At 41.6% G+C, this 19,881-nt stretch carries 18 protein-coding genes; 16 read left to right on the top strand and 2 right to left on the bottom strand.

Annotated features, from left to right (window positions below; genetic code table 11):
- The first annotated feature begins 57 nt into the window (after positions 1-57).
- The 6 genes from argR (at position 58) to MHH31_RS11125 (ending at position 7,351) form a co-directional block, all read left to right on the top strand.
- On the top strand, positions 58-507 hold the full coding sequence (gene argR / locus MHH31_RS11150; protein WP_007501163.1) for a transcriptional regulator ArgR: 450 nt from the start codon (positions 58-60) through the stop codon (positions 505-507).
- A gap of 34 nt (positions 508-541) precedes the next feature.
- Complete coding sequence (gene recN / locus MHH31_RS11145; protein ID WP_008342224.1) at positions 542-2,275, top strand: DNA repair protein RecN; 1,734 nt, start codon at positions 542-544, stop codon at positions 2,273-2,275.
- 198 nt (positions 2,276-2,473) lie between these two features.
- A complete protein-coding gene (gene spoIVB, locus MHH31_RS11140; protein WP_342494811.1) occupies positions 2,474-3,751 on the top strand; it encodes a SpoIVB peptidase in 1,278 nt (425 codons plus the stop codon).
- A 282-nt stretch (positions 3,752-4,033) separates the two neighbouring features.
- Positions 4,034-4,837 (top strand): sporulation transcription factor Spo0A, encoded by an 804-nt coding sequence (spo0A, locus tag MHH31_RS11135; protein ID WP_008342226.1) that lies wholly within the window; start codon positions 4,034-4,036, stop codon positions 4,835-4,837.
- A gap of 449 nt (positions 4,838-5,286) precedes the next feature.
- Complete coding sequence (locus MHH31_RS11130; RefSeq protein ID WP_024718885.1) at positions 5,287-6,387, top strand: Rap family tetratricopeptide repeat protein; 1,101 nt, start codon at positions 5,287-5,289, stop codon at positions 6,385-6,387.
- Positions 6,388-6,613: 226 nt separating this feature from the next.
- Complete coding sequence (locus MHH31_RS11125; protein ID WP_024718886.1) at positions 6,614-7,351, top strand: glycerophosphodiester phosphodiesterase; 738 nt, start codon at positions 6,614-6,616, stop codon at positions 7,349-7,351.
- Positions 7,352-7,384: 33 nt separating this feature from the next.
- On the opposite strand, the gene MHH31_RS11120 is transcribed toward MHH31_RS11125, so the two are convergent.
- Entirely contained in the window at positions 7,385-7,621 is a 237-nt protein-coding gene (locus tag MHH31_RS11120; protein ID WP_017357960.1) for a DUF2627 domain-containing protein, read from the bottom strand.
- A 149-nt stretch (positions 7,622-7,770) separates the two neighbouring features.
- Here MHH31_RS11120 and MHH31_RS11115 point away from each other — a divergent pair, with 149 nt between their 5' ends.
- The 9 genes from MHH31_RS11115 (at position 7,771) to MHH31_RS11075 (ending at position 18,195) form a co-directional block, all read left to right on the top strand.
- Positions 7,771-9,843 (top strand): sigma-54-dependent Fis family transcriptional regulator, encoded by a 2,073-nt coding sequence (locus tag MHH31_RS11115; RefSeq protein ID WP_041506974.1) that lies wholly within the window; start codon positions 7,771-7,773, stop codon positions 9,841-9,843.
- Positions 9,844-9,968: 125 nt separating this feature from the next.
- On the top strand, positions 9,969-10,862 hold the full coding sequence (gene yqiS, locus MHH31_RS11110; RefSeq protein ID WP_342494810.1) for a phosphate butyryltransferase: 894 nt from the start codon (positions 9,969-9,971) through the stop codon (positions 10,860-10,862).
- Between the two features lie 25 nt (positions 10,863-10,887).
- Complete coding sequence (gene bcd, locus MHH31_RS11105) at positions 10,888-11,982, top strand: branched-chain amino acid dehydrogenase (protein WP_024718888.1); 1,095 nt, start codon at positions 10,888-10,890, stop codon at positions 11,980-11,982.
- 27 nt (positions 11,983-12,009) lie between these two features.
- The gene (buk, locus tag MHH31_RS11100) at positions 12,010-13,137 is read left to right on the top strand and encodes a butyrate kinase (RefSeq protein ID WP_026050108.1); all 1,128 of its coding nucleotides are present in this window, start codon (positions 12,010-12,012) and stop codon (positions 13,135-13,137) included.
- Entirely contained in the window at positions 13,127-14,551 is a 1,425-nt protein-coding gene (gene lpdA, locus MHH31_RS11095; RefSeq protein ID WP_342494809.1) for a dihydrolipoyl dehydrogenase, read from the top strand. Before buk ends, lpdA begins: the two co-directional genes overlap by 11 nt.
- A 17-nt stretch (positions 14,552-14,568) precedes the next feature.
- A complete protein-coding gene (locus MHH31_RS11090; protein ID WP_342494808.1) occupies positions 14,569-15,561 on the top strand; it encodes a thiamine pyrophosphate-dependent dehydrogenase E1 component subunit alpha in 993 nt (330 codons plus the stop codon).
- A 12-nt stretch (positions 15,562-15,573) separates the two neighbouring features.
- Positions 15,574-16,557 (top strand): alpha-ketoacid dehydrogenase subunit beta, encoded by a 984-nt coding sequence (locus MHH31_RS11085; protein WP_007501148.1) that lies wholly within the window; start codon positions 15,574-15,576, stop codon positions 16,555-16,557.
- Between the two features lie 19 nt (positions 16,558-16,576).
- Positions 16,577-17,833: a dihydrolipoamide acetyltransferase family protein gene (locus MHH31_RS11080; protein WP_041506978.1), complete on the top strand. Its 1,257-nt coding sequence runs from the start codon at positions 16,577-16,579 to the stop codon at positions 17,831-17,833.
- A gap of 68 nt (positions 17,834-17,901) precedes the next feature.
- Positions 17,902-18,195 (top strand): YesK-like family protein, encoded by a 294-nt coding sequence (locus MHH31_RS11075; RefSeq protein ID WP_008342236.1) that lies wholly within the window; start codon positions 17,902-17,904, stop codon positions 18,193-18,195.
- Between the two features lie 13 nt (positions 18,196-18,208).
- Here the strand turns inward: MHH31_RS11075 and MHH31_RS11070 are convergent, their stop codons facing one another.
- Complete coding sequence (locus MHH31_RS11070; protein ID WP_342494807.1) at positions 18,209-19,102, bottom strand: YegS/Rv2252/BmrU family lipid kinase; 894 nt, start codon at positions 19,100-19,102, stop codon at positions 18,209-18,211.
- 167 nt (positions 19,103-19,269) lie between these two features.
- Between MHH31_RS11070 and MHH31_RS11065 the strand changes: the two genes are divergently transcribed.
- Positions 19,270-19,707 carry a BrxA/BrxB family bacilliredoxin gene (locus MHH31_RS11065; protein ID WP_007501138.1) on the top strand — a complete coding sequence of 146 codons (438 nt, stop codon included), beginning with the start codon at positions 19,270-19,272 and terminating at the stop codon, positions 19,705-19,707.
- Positions 19,708-19,881 lie beyond the last annotated feature (174 nt).

Below are 19,881 nucleotides of genomic sequence, written 5' to 3'. Positions count from 1 at the left end.
ATCATATAACATAGAACGTAAAGACAAACTGAGATTCTAACGCCTAGGGGGGTCAAAATGAACAAAGGTCAAAGACATATTAAGATTAGAGAAATTATCGCAAGCCAAGAAATCGAAACACAAGACGAATTAGTCGATATTTTGAAAGCGGATGGATATAACATCACACAGGCGACCGTATCAAGAGATATCAAAGAACTACATTTAGTCAAAGTGCCAACAAATAACGGAACATATAAATACAGCCTTCCTGCAGATCAGCGGTTTAACCCGTTATCAAAATTAAAGCGTTCCTTAATGGACGCATTTATTAAAATGGATGCTGCCAGTCATTTAATCGTTCTAAAAACAATGCCTGGGAACGCTCAAGCCATCGGTGCTTTAATGGATAATTTAGATTGGGAAGAAATTATGGGAACCATTTGTGGGGATGATACCATCTTAATCATTTGCCGCACGCCAGACGATACGGATACCGTTTCGTCCAAAATTTTAGAGCTTCTATAAAGAGATCAGGTTTACAAAAAGAGGTGTCAAATGAGTGTTAGCAGAACTAACCATTAAAAACTTTGCAATCATTGAGGAGTTAACGGTTTCGTTTGAAAAAGGACTCACAGTTCTAACAGGGGAAACAGGTGCCGGAAAATCAATCATGATTGACGCTGTCTCACTTCTCGTAGGGGGAAGAGGATCATCCGAATTTGTCCGTTATGGCGAAAAAAAAGCAGAGCTGGAAGGTCTTTTTCTTGTACCAGCAGATCATCCTGTATTTGCCCTTTGCGAGGAGCAAGGAATTGATGCATCTGATGAAATGATGATTCTTCGCCGTGATATCAATCAAAGCGGGAAAAGCATTTGCCGCATTAATGGTAAGCTTGTCACCATCTCGCTTTTAAGAGAAGTTGGCCGGCTTTTGCTTGATATACATGGACAGCACGATAATCAGCTGTTAATGGAGGATGAAAATCATTTGCATTTGCTTGATCAATTTGGAGCAGAAGAAATTGCACCTGCTCTCTCGCAGTATCAAGAAGCGTATGATCAATATATGAAGACGGCGCAAAAACTCAAACAGCTGTCTGAAAATGAACAAGAAATGGTTCACCGGTTAGACTTATTGCAATTTCAGCTGGAAGAGATTGAAGCGGCACAATTAGAGCCTGGGGAAGATGAGAAACTTCAAGAGGAACGTCATCAAATCAGCAATTTTGAAAAAATCTTTTCCTCGCTTCAAAACGCGTATAATGCTCTGCGTAATGAGCAGGGAGGACTTGATTGGGTTGGGATGGCTTCAAGCGAGCTTGAGCAAGTTTCTGAGATCAATGACGATCTGAAAAAGCTCTCTGAGCAAGTGTCAAACTCCTATTATTTATTAGAAGATTCTACTTTTCAAATGCGCAGCATGCTTGATCAATTAGAATTTGACCCAGCCCGTCTTGATTTTATTGAGTCTAGGCTAAATGAGATGAAGCAGCTGAAGCGAAAGTACGGCACAACCGTTGAGGAAATTTTAGAATATGCGGCTAAGATTGAAGAGGAGATAGACCAAATCCAAAATCGAGACAGCCATTTGCAGACACTTAAAAACAAACTTGATGCGATAAGCCGGGATGCATTGCTTGAAGCGCTTAACGTGTCAGAGCTCCGTAAAAAATGGGCGAAAAAACTGGCGAAGCACATTCAAGCTGAATTGAAGGATTTATATATGGAGAAGTCTTCTTTTGATACCGCTTTTACGATTCGATATGCACCTTTTGGCAGTACGGACTGCCCGCTTTTAGATGGAAAACCCGTACAGCTCGGGAAAAATGGCATAGATCAAGCGCAATTTGTCATTTCTACAAATCCGGGTGAACCGATGAAATCTTTGTCAAAAGTAGCATCTGGAGGAGAAATTTCACGTGTCATGCTGGCAGTGAAAAGTATTTTCTCAGCGAAACAAGAAGTGACGTCCATTATATTTGATGAAGTGGATACGGGCGTTAGCGGCAGAGTCGCACAAGCCATTGCTGAAAAAATTTATAAAGTAGCAGCAGGCTCACAAGTACTCTGTATTACCCATCTGCCGCAAGTCGCAGCAATGGCTGATACACATCTTTTTATTTCTAAACGCGCTAAAGCTGGTAGAACAATGACGAACGTCAAACCACTCAGTGATGATGAAAAAGTGAGTGAAATTGGCCGAATGATTGCTGGTGTAGAAGTCACTGAGCTCACAAAACAGCATGCAAAAGAATTACTGCACCAAGCAAATGATGTCAAAACGACAGGGTAGCTGAAACAACAGCTGCCTTTTTTATATTGTCTCATATTCGCCGTATATACGCATGAAATCGTCTTTTTCTTTTATCAATTTATCCAATCATTTTCTAAAGGTGTCGGTTATAAATCCTCGCTAAGAAGGCAAAAGTAAAGATGTAGCCAAAACATTAATGTTCTGGTGTGGGTAAGGAGCGAGGAGAGTGAAAAATGAATGCCCGAAAAGATGAGAAAAGCCATTGGTGTGATTCTCCTTGTTTCTTTAATAAGTACAGGGTTTATGAGCATAGTGAAGGAATATATCAGCATTCCAACAACTGTCGCAGTATTTGAACACGAGAAGCATTCGATTGATACATCCATTAAAGCGTCAGCCAATGCTTCTTCACCAGCCTTTAGTCTTTCAGAGAAAAAGAATCAACTTGAAGTAACGGGACAAAAGGCGGGAAAAGCCGAAATTGTTTATGATTTTAAAGGATTTCCTATTAAGAAAACAAAAGTCGATGTTCTTCCCGAATTAAAAGTCATTCCTGGAGGACAATCCATTGGCGTCAAACTCCATTCTGTCGGAGTTCTCGTTGTCGGTTTTCATCAAATCACAACAGCAGACGGCAAAAAATCACCAGGTGAAGCTGCAGGCATTCAATCAGGGGATATGATCATTGAGATCAATGGTCAGAAAATGGAGAAGATGAATGACCTCACCCCATTTATTCAGAAAGCAGGAAAAACGGGGGAAACCCTTCATTTACTCATAAAAAGAGACCATAAAACCTTTCAAACGACATTAACACCCGCTAAAGATGCAAGTGAAGGTACTTATCGAATCGGTCTTTATATTCGTGATTCCGCAGCAGGAATCGGGACGATGACCTTCTTTGAACCATCTTCTAAAAAATATGGCGCCCTTGGGCATGTGATTTCTGACATGGATACAAAAAAACCAATCGTGGTCGACAATGGTGAAATTGTCAGATCAACTGTCACATCCATTGAAAAAGGGACAGGAGGCAACCCTGGAGAAAAATTGGCCAGGTTTTCTTCCGAAAGAAAAACGATAGGTGATATTTCACGTAACAGTCCATTCGGTATATTTGGTACGTTAACCGAAAAACTTGAAAATCATGTAGCAGACAAACCACTTCCAGTCGCATTATCAAATGAAGTAAAAGAAGGTCCAGCCGAAATATTAACGGTTGTGGACCATGATAAAGTAGAGAAATTTGATATTAAAATCGTCAGCACAACACCGCAAAAATTCCCGGCAACAAAAGGAATGGTGCTTAAAGTAACAGATGAACGCTTATTAAGCAAAACGGGCGGAATCGTTCAAGGAATGAGCGGAAGTCCGATCATCCAAAATGGCAAAGTCATTGGAGCGGTCACTCATGTGTTCGTCAATGACCCGACAAGCGGATACGGCGTACACATTGAATGGATGCTGTCAGAAGCAGGAATTGATCTTTATCAAAAAAACAAAAAAGCAAGCTGATGAAAACTGCCGCGAATCTTCCGGCAGTTTTTTTCTACCCTTTCTTTCTCTTCCATCATGTTATAAAATAAGGAAAAAGAGATTTTTCGACAAAATAAAAAACAGTGTGTTGTCAAATTGCAATAATCGTCGATTCATTAAGAAAAACGTAGAAAAAGCTAGATAATGCTCTATTATTCGGAAAATTAAACTTTTTTAAAGGGGATAGCATGGTTTTGTCGAATTGAACACTCAGAAGAGAAATGCAAAAGACTAAGGAATCGACATTGGGGAGGAAAGAACGTGGAGAAAATTAAAGTGTGTGTAGCTGATGACAATCGAGAACTTGTTGGCCTTTTGACAGAGTATATTGAGGGACAGGAAGATATGGAAGTACTTGGCGTGGCGTATAATGGTCAGGAATGTCTGACATTATTTAAAGATAAAGAGCCCGACGTTCTCCTCTTAGATATTATCATGCCTCATTTAGACGGTCTTGCTGTACTGGAACGCCTCCGTGAAAACAATGAAATGACCAAACAGCCAAGTGTCATTATGCTGACGGCTTTCGGACAAGAAGACGTAACGAAAAAAGCAGTCGATTTGGGCGCATCCTATTTCATTTTGAAACCATTCGATATGGAAAACCTCGTAGGTCATATTCGTCAAGTCAGTGGAAACGGCACACAAGTCAGCCATCGATCTTCATCTATCCAAAACAGTGTCCTTCGCAGCAAACCTGAACCGAAACGTAAGAACTTAGATGCGAGCATTACGACGATTATTCATGAGATTGGCGTGCCAGCTCATATTAAAGGCTATTTATACTTAAGAGAAGCCATTTCGATGGTGTACAATGATATTGAACTACTCGGCAGTATTACAAAAGTATTGTACCCAGACATTGCAAAGAAATTTAACACGACAGCCAGCAGGGTAGAACGAGCGATTCGTCATGCTATTGAAGTGGCTTGGAGCAGAGGGAATATTGACTCCATTTCGTCACTCTTTGGTTACACAGTCAGCATGTCAAAAGCCAAACCGACCAATTCCGAATTTATTGCCATGGTGGCTGATCGTCTGCGTTTAGAGCATAGAGCAAGCTAAGTCACCTTCCATAAAAAAACGTTTCTTCAATGAGGCGTTTTTTTATTTTTGTAAAATATTGCTAAAAAATGGTTATGTTGATAAAATCATCTTTAATGTTTAAATTGGACAAACGGGTCGCTTTATTTTCAGAATAAAATGAAAAATAAAGCATGAAAAAAATGAATAGGACATAAAATAGTGGTAATCAGCTACGCTAATCAATTGGCTTATAGAAGAAGAAAACGCTCATTCGTAAGAAAAAGGATGAGAGGAAAAGGTCTTATGTAATTAGTAAATAAAGTAAATGAGATCGAAAGTTCTATTTCTATTGACCTGATTGGTTGGCGTTTTAAAGTCACTGGCTTCTTAGAGATTGTGCCATTTGAACTGAATATTCCCATTGTCGAATTTAATAATTTTCACATTCTTTTACTATGCTATAATAATGAAAAGAAGAGGGTGAGGTTATGGGAAAGCTGAAAATCCACTCTGCTGAGGTTGCGAACGAAATTAGCAAGTGGACGAGGGTCATTTCTCAGAATGACCTAGAAAAATCTGCTGTCTATAAAGAGAAAATTCAGAATTTGCTAAAAAATACAGATGAGGATCGAGAAGTTCTTCTTTATTATCAGCTAGTCGACGGCAGACATGAAATGTTACTTGGAAATATTGAAAAAGCCAATCAGATTATGAAAAGTGTCGGAACGCTGGATGAAAAAGCAGATGACATTATTAATTTTTATTTTTACTTTTATAAAGGCCAATATGCTGCCTATGTCAAAAAATATGATGAGGCGATTAGTTTTTATAAGATTGCTGAGCAGCGGCTAAAACGTGTGAATGAAGATCTTGAAGTAGGAACTTTTCATCATAAAGTCGCTTCCATTTATTACGAACTGAAGCAAAATTTTATTTCCATTAATCATATTAAAAAAGCCATTGATACGTTTAAAGCGCATGAAGAATATACCGCACAGGCGATTGACAGCTTGATTTTGCATGCGAGCAACTGTATTGATTTACTACAGTTTGATGAAGCTGAGGAAAAGTACCAAGAGGCACTTGAGAAAAGTAAGCGCATTAACAATGAAGTGCTGATTGGGAAGTGCTATCACAATTTAGCGGTTCTTTATTACGCAAAACCTGATTATGAAAAAAGCGCGCAATACGCCAAAAAAGGGATGGGCATTCAAATTCATCGCGACAATAGCCATTATTTCATCCAATCTTTATATGTTCTCGCAAATGCCTTAGTTCATTTAGGAGATCATGAGGCGAAAGAATATATTAAAGAGGGGATTCAATATAGCTGTGATATCCAAAATAATGAATATATAGTAAAATTTGAAATTTTGGATTTGATGTGCGAAAATAGTGGAGCAGCAGACGTATTCTCTGAAAAATTAGACTACATAGAAAAAAATAGATTATATGTGGAGCTTGAGGATTTGTCTGAACAAATATCGAAATACTTCAAGGAACGAAATGATTATCAAAATGCCATTCGTTTTCTTGAAAAGAAATTCGATGCACAAATACTTCAAAAGAAAGTGGAGGTTATCTTATGAAAAAGTTGTTGTTAGGTGTAACAATCGTTACAGCAGTCGCAGTTGTTTCTTCCCTTTTTGCTCTTGACGCAGAGACGACAGAGCAAGCCATCAGAGCGATTACGTGATCGAATTTACCTGTCAACCTCTTCTCTCTTATCAGAAGAGGTTTTTTTATGTACTCAAACTGGCAAAACAAAAAAAGACACGTCATAATATAGGTAATCATCATATTTAGAGGTGGCATATGACGAAAATTTTTGCACATAGAGGGTTTAAAGGAAACTATCCAGAGAACACCATGATTGCCTTTGAGCACGCACTCCATTCTGGAGCGGATGGAATTGAGCTTGATGTTCAGCTCACCAAAGACGGCAGACTAGCTGTCATTCACGATGAAAAGCTGAACCGAACGACCAATATGAAAGGGTTAGTGAAAGACTATACATATGAAGAGTTAAAAAGAGGAGATGCCAGTCATTCTTTCTATGAAGAAACGGGTGCGGTCTCCATTCCTCTTTTAGAAGAAGTATTAGAGCTAGTGACGCAGAGATCATCCTTTATGATCAACATTGAATTAAAAAACTCTATTTATCGATATCCAGGGATTGAAGAAAAAGTAAAAGAGCAAATTGAGCACTTTCAAATAGAGGATCGAGTGCTTGTCTCATCATTTCATCACGGCAGCTTAGCTCTTTTTCACAAGCTGATGCCGCACATTGAACTGGCGGTCCTCACAATGGATGTGATTCATCAGCCGGACATGTATTTAAAAACAATCCCGGCAAAGGGCTACCATCCGAATATAAAGGGCGCTGGGGTGACAAAAGAAGTAGTAGCCGCTCTCCATGCGGACCAACAAGTGATTAGACCGTTTACTGTAAACAGTGAGAAGCAAATAAAAAATATGTTGAGATTGGGTGTTGATGGAATCTTTACTGATTTTCCTGATCGAGCCGTCAAAATAAGAGAAGAAATGAAATAAAGACCCGCTATCAACAGCGGGTCTTTTTCATGATTACCTTTGCTTAAAACGAGTTGTTACTTTATTTCGTTTACGGTCCCTATATAAAATAAATCCTGCAACAACGTAAAGACCTCCCCCTAAAAATAACAACCCTGCAATTCCTTGCAGCCATAAATATGGAAATGGTGCAATGATGATGCCGAAAACAGTGTCACGCAGCAGCTTAATGCCAAGTGCTGCAAAGGCTCCAGGTATTAAAATAATCACTAATGCCAGTATTCTCCCCATCAAATGTCCCCTTAAACGTCATTTACTTCCATTGTCTAATTCAAAAAATATTTTGTCAAGAAAGGAAAACGTGGTAATATAGGTGTTGTGCAATTTTTTGCAACGGAAAAATATGGTGTGCAAAATTTTTCATATAAAGGGGTAACGGGATGCAGAGAGTCTTGATTGTCGGTGCAGGACAAGGTGGATCAGCACTGCTTGAAACATTGCTGAAAACAAATACGGTTCAAATCATTGCGATCGCCGACCTTGATCTCGAGGCACCGGGGATGGATGAAGCGAAAAAGAATGGAATTGAGACGACGACGGATTGGAAAGAATACATAAAAGATGACATTGATATCATCATTGAAACCACAGGCAGTTCTGCTGTACTGAAAGAATTAATTGAACAAAAACCAGAGCATGCTGTGATTGTGCCAAGCTCGATGGCATACGTCATTTCAGAATTAATGGCAGAGAAACAACAGCTTATTCAAATATTGAAGGAACAAACCTATAAACATGACCGCATTTTTAATGCAACGAATGATGGCATGATTTTTATTAATATGGATGAAGAAGTGGTCCTGTTTAATCGATCGGCTGCCAAAATGGTGGGGTGTTCGCAAAAGGATGCGATTGGCCGTCACATTCGAGAAGTGATTCCGAACACGAAACTTCCCGATATATTAAGGTCAAGGGAGCCGGAATTTAACCAAAAGCAATTTTTGAATCAGCAAATTCAAATTGTGACCACCCGTCTGCCCATTATTGATGACGCGGGGAGAATGTTAGGTGCTTTATCCATCTTTAAAGACATAACAGATGCGGTGGAGCTAGCGGAGGAAGTAACGAACCTCAAAGAAGTGAGAACGATGCTTGAGGCTATTATTCAATCATCAGATGAAGCCATATCGGTTGTCGATGAGCAGGGAAAAGGTATTTTGATCAACCGTGCTTATACGAAAATGACCGGTTTAACGGATAAAGAGGTCGTGGGGAAACCAGCAGGAGCTGATATTTCCGAAGGGGAAAGCATGCACTTAAAGGTGCTTGAAACAAGAAGACCTGTTCGAGGCGTCAGAATGAAGGTCGGTCCAAACAAAAAAGATGTCATCGTCAATGTAGCACCTGTTATTGTTGACGGCATTCTAAAAGGCAGTGTCGGGGTCATTCACGATGTATCCGAAATTCAATCATTGACGAATGAATTAAATAAAGCAAGACAGCTCATCCGAACACTTGAAGCAAAGTACACATTTGAAGACATTATTGGAGAAAGTGAACAAATGCTTGTCGCACTTGAGCAGGCAAAGCTGGGTGCAAAAACGCCGGCAACCATTTTACTCCGTGGAGAATCTGGTACTGGGAAAGAGCTGTTTGCGCATGCCATTCACAATGAAAGTGATCGCAAGTACAATCGCTTTGTCCGTGTCAACTGTGCTGCCTTATCAGAAACTCTTTTAGAGTCAGAACTGTTTGGCTACGAGGAAGGAGCGTTTTCTGGTGCAAGGCGTGGCGGGAAAAAAGGGCTGTTTGAAGAAGCCAATCACGGCAGTATCTTTTTAGATGAAATCGGTGAAATGACGCCAAGTACACAAGCGAAATTGCTGCGTGTCATGCAGGAAAAAGAAATTGTTCGGGTAGGTGGAACGAAAGCGATACCGGTCGATGTGCGTGTGATCACAGCGACAAATGTCAATATTGAAAAGGCGATGGCAGAAGGGAAGTTCAGAGAGGATTTATATTATCGAATGAACAGATACCCGATATCGATTCCACCGCTCAGACAGCGTCTTGAAGATATTGAATCATTAAGTAAACGCCTCATCCAGAAGATCAATTTAGACTATGGGCGAAACGTCAGCGGCTTAACAGATCGTGCGCTTAATAGACTTCGATCATATAGCTGGCCAGGCAACGTGAGAGAGCTTGAAAATGTGCTTGGACGAGCGATGATCTTTTTAAATCCGCAAGAAGAATGGATCGATGAAGCGCATATCGCCTTCATGGAGTCAGACGAGCATGAGGAAAAAGAGCAACAGGAACTGGCTGTTAGTCAATTTGAGGGGGAGACGCTCTCGGATGCTGTAGAAGCATTTGAAGCGCAGCTGATCAAACAAACCCTTGAAAAACATCAATTCAATCGCACAAAAACAGCGAAAACGTTAGGGATCAGCATTCGAAATCTTTACTATAAAATGGATAAGTATCAGCTTGCAAAAGATAGCATGCAGTAACATGCACGTAACCTGCAAGAAATTGCATAATTTCTTTGCAAAAAGGCTTATTTTTCACACATTTCAAGCTGGCACGGAACTTGCATATAAAAAGAGGAACCGAGCACAAGGAAAGGTGGGCAAGTATGAAGCTTGACGATCTGATTATCAAAGCCTCGCAGCTGCAGAATAAAACAGCGGCTGTGGCTCATGCAGAAGACGAAGAAGTGCTTCATGCCATCAAAATGGCAATCGAACGAAAAGTCGCTCGCTTCCTGCTGGTTGGAAACAAACGCAACCTAAAGGAGCTAGTCAAACAGCATGAGATCAACGAAGACTGGATAGATATTATTCATTCAGATTCACCCGAAGAATCTGCCAAAATTGCCGTTCAGGCAGTAAGTGAAAATCATGCAGATATTCTCATGAAGGGTCATGTCCCGACAGCCGTACTGTTAAAAGCTGTCCTAAATAAAGAATATGGACTTCGGACAGCGAGTGTCCTTTCACATGTTGCTGCCTTCGAAGTACCGGGCTTTGACCGTTTTATCTATGTGACGGACTCTGCGATGAACATTGCGCCTGATTTAAATATGCTGAAAGAAATTACGGTGAATTCCGTTCAAGTCGCACAAGCTGTCGGAAATCATCTGCCCAAAGTGGCGGTATTATCAGCGGTAGAAGTCGTAAACCCAGCGATGGATTCGACGCTCACAGCTGCAAGCCTTGCGCAAATGAATCGAAGAGGTCAAATTTCTGGCTGTCTGATTGATGGGCCGCTTGCTTTAGATAATGCCATTTCTCAAACGGCAGCTTCTCATAAAAATATTACGAGTGATGTGGCTGGTCATGCAGATATTTTGCTTGTGCCAACCATTGAAGCAGGCAACATTCTTTATAAATCTCTCATCTACTTTGCTCATGCAAAAGTGGGAGCTGTGGTGGCAGGAGCGAAAGCACCGATTGCTTTAACAAGCCGGTCTGATTCAGCTGAAAGCAAGCTCTATTCAATTGCACTTGCCATCTGTACATCTAATTAAGCGAAAGTATTAGGAGGAATAGAAAATGGAACTTTTTAAATATATGGAACGATACGATTATGAACAGCTTGTATTTTGTCAGGATGAACAGTCTGGTTTAAAAGCCATCATTGCCATTCATGATACAACACTTGGGCCGGCACTCGGCGGAACAAGAATGTGGACATATGAAAATGAAGAAGCAGCTATCGAAGATGCCTTGCGTCTTGCGAGAGGTATGACTTATAAAAATGCGGCGGCAGGGCTTAACCTTGGCGGCGGTAAAACGGTCATCATTGGTGATCCGAGAAAAGAAAAAAATGAAGAAATGTTCCGTGCTTTTGGCCGTTACATTCAAGGATTAAATGGCCGTTATATCACCGCTGAAGATGTCGGTACAACGGTAGAAGATATGGATCTTATCCATGAAGAAACAGACTTTGTCACAGGCATCTCTCCTGCATTTGGTTCTTCAGGAAATCCATCTCCAGTGACTGCTTACGGTGTATATAAAGGGATGAAAGCAGCTGCAAAAGCAGCATTCGGTACAGATTCATTAGAAGGAAAAACAATTGCCGTTCAAGGTGTTGGAAACGTGGCTTACAACCTATGTAAACACCTGCATGAAGAAGGCGCACAGCTCATCGTCACTGATATCAACAAAGACTCAGTTCAGCGAGCTGTAGAAGACTTCGGTGCAAAAGCGGTAGACCCTGATGATATTTATGATCAAGAATGTGATATTTACGCACCATGTGCACTCGGTGCAACCATTAACGATGTGACGATTCCTAAATTAAAGGCAAAAGTCATCGCAGGTGCAGCGAATAACCAGCTGAGAGAAACTCATCATGGAGATCTTATTCATGAAATGGGCATTGTGTACGCACCGGATTATGTGATCAATGCAGGCGGTGTGATTAACGTTGCAGATGAGCTTTATGGCTATAATGCAGATCGTGCAATGAAAAAAGTAGAAGGCATTTACCAAAACATTGAGCGAGTGATTGAAATCTCTAACCGTGATGCCATTCCAACTTATAAAGCGGCAGACCGATTGGCTGAAGAGCGAATTGAAAGAATGCGCAAATCAAGAAGCCAATTCCTGCAAAATGGTCAACATATTTTAAGTCGTCGCTAAATGGATGAATGAGTTGAAACGGAGGTTTTGTTTTTGCTGACAAAAGAATGGCGTATTCTCACTATTAATCCTGGCTCTACTTCAACAAAAATCGGTGTGTTTCATAATGAACGATCTATTTTTGAAACGACATTAAGACATACAGATGAGGAAATCAAGCAGTTTCCTCATATCATTGATCAATTTTCATTCCGCAAAGAAACCATTTTGAAAACACTGCATGAACAGGGGATGAACATCTCAAAGTTTGATGCAGTTTGCGCACGCGGTGGTCTTCTTCGTCCGATTGAAGGTGGCACATATGAAGTAAATGAGCAAATGGTTGAAGATCTAAAAGAAGGGTATGCTGGCCAGCACGCCTCTAATCTAGGCGGAATTATTGCCCGAGAAATTGCACTTGGCCTTAACATTCCAGCTTTTATTGTTGATCCCGTAGTCGTAGATGAACTACAGCCAATTGCTCGTATTTCAGGACTGCCAACAATTGAGCGGAAAAGCATTTTTCATGCGTTAAATCAAAAAGCAGTCGCAAGAAAAACGGCTGCTTCGTTTGGAAAGCGTTACGAAGATTTGAACATGATCATTACCCATATGGGCGGCGGAATTACGATTGGTGTACATCAAAAAGGAAAAGTCATTGATGTGAATAACGGTCTTCATGGCGAGGGTCCTTTCAGCCCAGAGCGGGCAGGTACTCTTCCAACAGGTGACCTTGTTAATTTATGCTTTTCTGGTGAATATTCGCAAGAGGAAATGCTCAAACGCATTATTGGCGAAGGCGGTCTTGCGGGCTATCTTGGTACGACAGATGCAGTAAAAGTAGAGCGCATGATTGAAGCAGGCGATGAGCGTGCGGCGCTTATTTATGAAGCGATGTGCTATCAAATTGCCAAAGAAATCGGTGCGGCTAGTGCGGTTTTAAAAGGAGCTGTTGACGTCATTGTGTTAACAGGTGGCCTTGCGTACAGCAAACAAATTACGTCAAGCATTAGAGGATACATTGACTGGATTTCAGATGTTGTTGTGTACCCAGGTGAAAATGAATTGCAATCCTTAGCAGAAGGGGCGCTTCGCATTTTAAAAGAAGAAGAATCACCAAAAGAATACCCAAATGATCAAAAGGCGGAGAAAGGAGTGACAAGTCATGGCAACTGAATATGACCTCGTCATTCTTGGTGGAGGCACAGGCGGCTATGTAGCGGCCATTCGTGCCTCTCAACTTGGATTGAAAACAGCAGTCGTAGAAAAATCAAAGCTCGGTGGAACATGTCTTCATAAAGGCTGTATCCCATCTAAAGCGCTTCTTAGAAGTGCAGAAGTCTATCAAACGGTCAAACGTGCCGCTGATTTTGGTGTTGAAGCAAATGGAATTGCCTTACAATTTGCCAACGTACAAAAAAGAAAAACAGAGATTGTCGACAAATTAGCAGGCGGCGTCAAACACTTAATGAAACAAGGGAAAATTGATGTATACGAAGGAATAGGCCGTATCCTAGGCCCTTCGATCTTTTCGCCAATGCCAGGCACCATCTCGGTAGAAATGGCGAATGGCGATGAAAATGAAATGCTGATTCCAAAGCAGGTCATCATTGCGACTGGGTCAAGACCGCGCGTCCTGCCTGGGCTTGAAGCGGATGGAACACACATCCTTACATCAGACGAAGCACTTGAACTGCAAGAACTTCCTCAGTCCATGCTGATTGTCGGCGGAGGCGTGATTGGGATCGAATGGGCTTCCATGCTTAACGATTTTGGCGTAAAAGTCACAGTGATCGAATTTGCAGATCGCATTTTACCAACAGAGGATCAAGATATTTCTAAAGAAATGGAAAAGCTTTTAACGAAAAAGGGCATCACCTTAGTGACAAATGCGAAGGTTCTGCCAGATACTGCCGAAAAGCACGAGAATCTCGTCAAGATCCAAGTGGAACAAGGTGGAGACACTCAGTCGTTTGAAGCAGAGAAACTGCTTCTCTCAGTTGGCCGAGTGCCAAACGTGGAAGGCATAGGACTTGAAAACACGGACATCCAGACAGAAAAGCAAGGCATTGTCGTGAATGAGCATTATCAAACGAAAGAGTCGCATATTTACGCAATAGGTGATGTCATTGGCGGTCTTCAGCTGGCGCATGTCGCATCACATGAAGGCATGATTGCAGTGGAACATATGGCTGGTCAAGATCCAAAGCCAATTGATGAAACGCTCGTGTCTAAATGTGTTTACTCTCACCCAGAAACCGCTAGTGTTGGACTGACTGAACAGGCGGCAAAAGAGCAAGGCTACGAAGTCAAGATTGGGAAGTTTCCCTTCATGGCCATCGGAAAAGCGCTTGTATTTGGAGAGTCTGACGGATTCGTCAAAATCATTGCTGATCAAAAGACAGATGATATTTTAGGGATTCATATGATTGGTCCTCATGTCACAGATATGATATCTGAAGCTGGATTAGCCAAAGTACTTGATGCAACGCCGTGGGAAGTCGGACAAACAATTCACCCGCACCCAACCTTATCAGAGGCGATTGGCGAGGCTGCCCTTGCTGTTGACGGGAAAGCGATCCATTTTTAATCAAGGAGGGAAATAAGATGAGTAACATGCGTCATCATGAATTAGGATTATCTGATGAACAAGCAATTGATATATATAGAACAATGCTTCTAGCAAGAAAAATTGATGAACGGATGTGGCTTTTAAACCGTTCAGGTAAAATTCCATTCGTCATTTCTTGTCAAGGGCAGGAAGCGCAGCAAGTCGGTGCCGCTTTTGCCCTCAATAGGGAAGAGGATTACGTTTTACCTTATTACCGTGATATGGGGGTTGTCCTTGCATTCGGGATGACGGCGAAAGATATAATGATGTCTGGTTTTGCGAAAAAAGACGATCCAAGCTCAGGCGGGAGACAGATGCCAGGTCATTTTGGGCAAAGATCAAACCGAATTGTGACTGGATCATCACCTGTGACAACACAGGTTCCTCATGCGGTTGGTATCGCACTTGCCGGGCGTCTAGAGCAAAAGAATTTTGTTAGCTTTGTCACGTTCGGTGAAGGCTCTTCAAACCAAGGAGACTTCCACGAAGGCGCCAACTTTGCTGCGGTGCATAAGCTGCCTGTTATTTTCATGTGTGAAAACAATAAGTATGCGATTTCTGTCCCGTATGACAAACAAGTGGCATGTGAGCGTATTTCAGATCGTGCAATAGGGTACGGAATGCCTGGTGTGACGGTTGATGGAAATGATCCGCTTGAAGTGTATGCAGCGGTCAAAGAAGCGAGAGACCGTGCGGCAAGAGGCGAAGGCCCAACATTGATCGAAACCATTTCTTACCGGTTAACTGCGCATTCAAGTGATGACGATGATTCTAGCTATAGAGAAAAAGAAGAAGTGCTCGAAGCAAGAAAGAAAGATCCGCTCATTCAATATGAAACGTACTTAATCGAAGGAAATGTCATGACTTCTGAAATGAAAGAAGAGATGACAAAAGAAATCATGCAAATCGTAAACGAAGCCACTGATGAAGCGGAAAACGCAGCTTATGCCGATGCAGAAAGCGCACTTCGTTACGTGTATGCGGAGTAAGGGGGAAGAAAAATGCCTGTTATGTCATATATAGACGCTATTACACTAGCGATGAAAGAAGAAATGGAGCGAGATCCGAAAGTGTTTGTGCTCGGAGAGGATGTCGGGAAAAAAGGCGGCGTATTTAAAGCAACAGCGGGTCTTTACGAGCAATTTGGAGAAGCGCGCGTCATGGATACACCTCTTGCCGAATCAGCGATTGCAGGTGTAGGTATTGGGGCTGCTATGTATGGAATGCGTCCGATCGCAGAGATGCAATTTGCGGATTTTATTATGCCAGCCATCAACCAAATCATTTCAGAGGCTGCAAAAATTAGATATCGTTCCAATAATGATTGGAGCTGCCCAATGGTCATTCGTGCTCCTTACGGGGGCGGCGTACACGGGGCGCTTTATCATTCACAATCGGTCGAAGCCATTTTTGCCAATCAGCCAGGCTTAAAGATTGTGATGCCTTCTACACCTTATGATGTCAAAGGGTTGTTAAAAGCCGCAGTGCGTGATCCAGATCCTGTATTGTTCTTTGAACACAAACGTGCATACCGTCTCATTAAAGGAGAAGTGCCTGAAGAGGATTATACGCTCCCTATTGGAAAAGCGGATGTGAAACGAGAAGGCGATGACATTACGGTCATTACATATGGCCTTTGTGTTCATTTTGCCCTCCAAGCAGCAGAGCGCCTTGCGAAGGACGGAATTTCTGCTCATATTCTCGATTTACGTACAGTGTACCCGCTTGATCAAGAAGCGATTATTGAAGCGGCATCAAAAACAGGGAAAGTACTCTTGTTAACAGAAGATACAAAAGAAGGAAGCATCATGAGTGAAGTAGCTGCCATCATTTCAGAGCACTGCTTGTTTGATTTAGATGCGCCAATTAAACGTCTAGCAGGACCTGATATCCCTGCAATGCCTTATGCACCGACAATGGAGAAATTCTTCATGGTTAATCCGGATAAGGTAGAAGCTGAAATGAGAGAACTAGCGGCGTTTTAAGAAAGAGGAGGGTTTCAAAGTGGCAACTGAACAAATGAAAATGCCTCAGCTTGGTGAAAGTGTAACAGAAGGAACCATTAGCAAATGGCTCGTTTCACCTGGCGATCATGTGAATAAATACGATCCGATTGCGGAAGTCATGACAGATAAAGTAAATGCAGAGGTTCCGTCATCCTTTACAGGAACAATCACTAAACTAGCGGCTGCAGAGGGTGATACACTTCAAGTAGGAGAAGTGTTTTGTGAAATTGAAGTAGAAGGCAGTGCGCAGCAGAGTGCGAAAATAGAAGAGGCGCCTGCGCAAGATGAAGCACCAGAACCTGACCAAACAAATGTGGATCAGAGTCAAAAGAAACGATACTCTCCGGCAGTCCTGCGTTTAGCAGATGAACACGGAATTGATTTAACGGCTGTTCAAGGAACGGGAGCTGGCGGCAGAATCACAAGAAAAGATTTGCTGAAGCTTATCGAAAGTGGAGGCGTAAAAGAAACGGCAGCACCTGTGAGTGAAGGTACGGGTCAAACAGAACCTGCAAAGCCGTCACAAGCAAAAGCGGCTCCTTCCATCTCTTCAATGCCTGGAGATGTTGAACTGCCGGTCACTCCGATTAGACAGGCGATTGCCGCAAACATGCTAAGAAGCAAGCATGAAATTCCACATGCCTGGACGATGATGGAAGTGGATGTGACAAACCTTGTGACAAGAAGAAATCAGCTAAAAGATCAATTCAAAGCAAAAGAAGGCTTTAATTTGACGTTCTTTGCGTTCTTTGTCAAAGCAGTGGCTCAGGCCTTAAAAGAATTCCCTGAAATGAACAGCATGTGGGCTGGTGATAAAATTGTTCAAAAGAAAGCGATCAATGTCTCCATTGCTGTTGCGACAGATGATGCTCTTTTTGTCCCAGTGATCAAAGATGCGGATGAGAAAACGATTAAGGGAATTGCTAAAGAAATACATGAACTTGCTTTCAAGGTCAGACAAGGCAAACTGAAGCAAAGTGACATGGAAGGCGGCACTTTCACTGTGAACAACACAGGATCATTTGGTTCGGTTCAATCAATGGGGATTATTAACTATCCGCAAGCAGCCATTTTACAAGTAGAATCTATTGTAAAGCGCCCGATGATTGTAAATGGAATGATTGCCGCAAGAGATATGGTGAATCTTTGTCTTTCATTAGATCATAGAGTACTCGATGGTCTTGTATGCGGTAGATTCCTGCAAAGAATCAAACAAATTCTTGAAGGCATTGACGAAGAGACGTCCGTCTATTAAGCTCATTTATATGTCCCCTTCTCACAATGAGAGGGGGATTTCCATATCAATCAGAAAGGAGCGATGAGATGTCTGGACTAGATTTTTTTGCTTTTCTTACGATCGGTCTGATGTTTATCACAGCCATTGCGTTCGCTTTTCTTCGGTATATTTCCAAATCACGCAATCATCCTGAACGCTTACTGCTCATCATATCGATCGTTTCAATCATTCAAATCGCCTATTGCTTGTTGATGATAGGAGGATTTAAAGGAGTCGCCAATAGTTTATTAGGCATTTCCCTTCTGATAGGTACACTGCTAGGGTATGCACTTGAATATTTATACAGACGTTATATCAAAAAAACGCCCGCATCGAAATGATGCAGGCGCTTTTTTATTCTGGTGGAACAATAAAGGTCAAATGCTGTTTTAATACTTCAAGGGAAGAAGGAGCGGTCATGTATACTTCACCATCTGTATCTGCATCCATTTCCTCTTTTGTATGGATATGAATGCGGGATGCTTGAATAAGAGACAGGTCACCTTTAAAATCCTCTAGCTCTTCACGGTTCATTGAAAAAATCTCTTTTAAAGCAGAGAAGCTCGTATTTCTGCAAATTAAAATTTCGGCTTTTCCATCATCAATTGAAGCATTTGGCAGATCTAATTTATTTGTACCGATAAAGTGCCCATTCATGACAAGGACAATCACAGCTTCTTCTTCCCAGTTTTCCTCTTCGGTTTCAATGCTTACGTAGAAAGGTTCTGTCTGCTGAAGGGTTCGAAGAGCGCTCGTGAAGTAGCTGATTTTTCCGAGGACAGCTTTTTCTTTATCATTAATATTGTTTGAGGTATCTGCGATGAGACCAATCCCCCAAAAATTTAAAAGGTATCGATCCTCTGCTTTGATTAAATCGACCTTTTTTTCAGTGCCATCTATCACCATTTGAGCGGCCTTTGGCATCTGCTGAGGGATGCCCAGCGTTCTAGAAAAGTCATTGCACGTCCCGCCAGGTAAGATCGCTACAGTCGGCCTTTTTTCTAAACCGCCAATTCCATTCATACATTCATGGACGGTTCCGTCTCCGCCAAGTATAATCAGCAATTCAACCGACTCATCCATTTCACGACAGAAATGATAGGCATCATTCGGCTGTTTTGTAGGCTTAAGGATGAGTTCATCAATATGTAAAGAAAGAAGAGGTACTGTTTGACCTAGTGTTTTTTCCATGTTTTTTTGTCCAGCATTTCCGTTATAAATGAGTATCGCTTTTTTGAATTGTGCCATCACGCAGTTCTCCCTTTCATCACTTTACTATCACTTTTCCCCAATTCCACAGGTCATAAACGACGTTTGAAAAAAGTGAAGGGGGCGAAACAAGACATTTGCCCGCCGGCGTTTTCCTTGATATGATGTAGTTAAAATGGTTTGGTACGTAGAAGGAGTGGACGGTTATGAATATTGATTTTAATTTATTTATGAATGATATTGTGAAACAAGCACGAGAAGAGATTAAACAGGCAGGTTATACGGAACTGACTACAGCTGAAGAAGTCGATGAAGCACTGACGAAAAAAGGAACGACACTTGTCATGGTGAATTCAGTGTGCGGCTGTGCAGGCGGTATTGCTAGACCAGCGGCTGGTTATTCTGTTCATTACGATAAGCGTCCAGATCAATTGCTCACAGTGTTTGCTGGACAGGACAAAGAAGCAACCGCAAGAGCACGTGAATACTTTGAAGGCTTCCCGCCATCTTCACCATCATTTGCTCTATTAAAAGACGGGAAAATCATTAAAATGGTCGAACGTCACGAAATCGAAGGACATGAACCGATGGAAGTGGTGTCAAAACTTCAAGCCGCTTTCGATGAGTATTGCGAAGAAGTGTAACATGTTACTTTTGAATGAATCATTTAGAGGCAGTCCGGTCTTTTGATCGGTCTGTTTTTTTGTTTTATATGATATACGAATCAAAATAATTTTAGCAAAATACTATTGCATATCAAAAAGAAAGTGTTTAAAATACATTATAGTGAATAAATATTCAAATCTACTCATGATTTT

It is taken from the genome of Bacillus sp. FSL K6-1033 (assembly GCF_038630765.1).
GTDB lineage: Bacteria > Bacillota > Bacilli > Bacillales > Bacillaceae > Bacillus > Bacillus altitudinis.
Note: the sequence above shows the minus strand (reverse complement) of the source record. Positions and strands in the feature narration are given on the sequence as shown.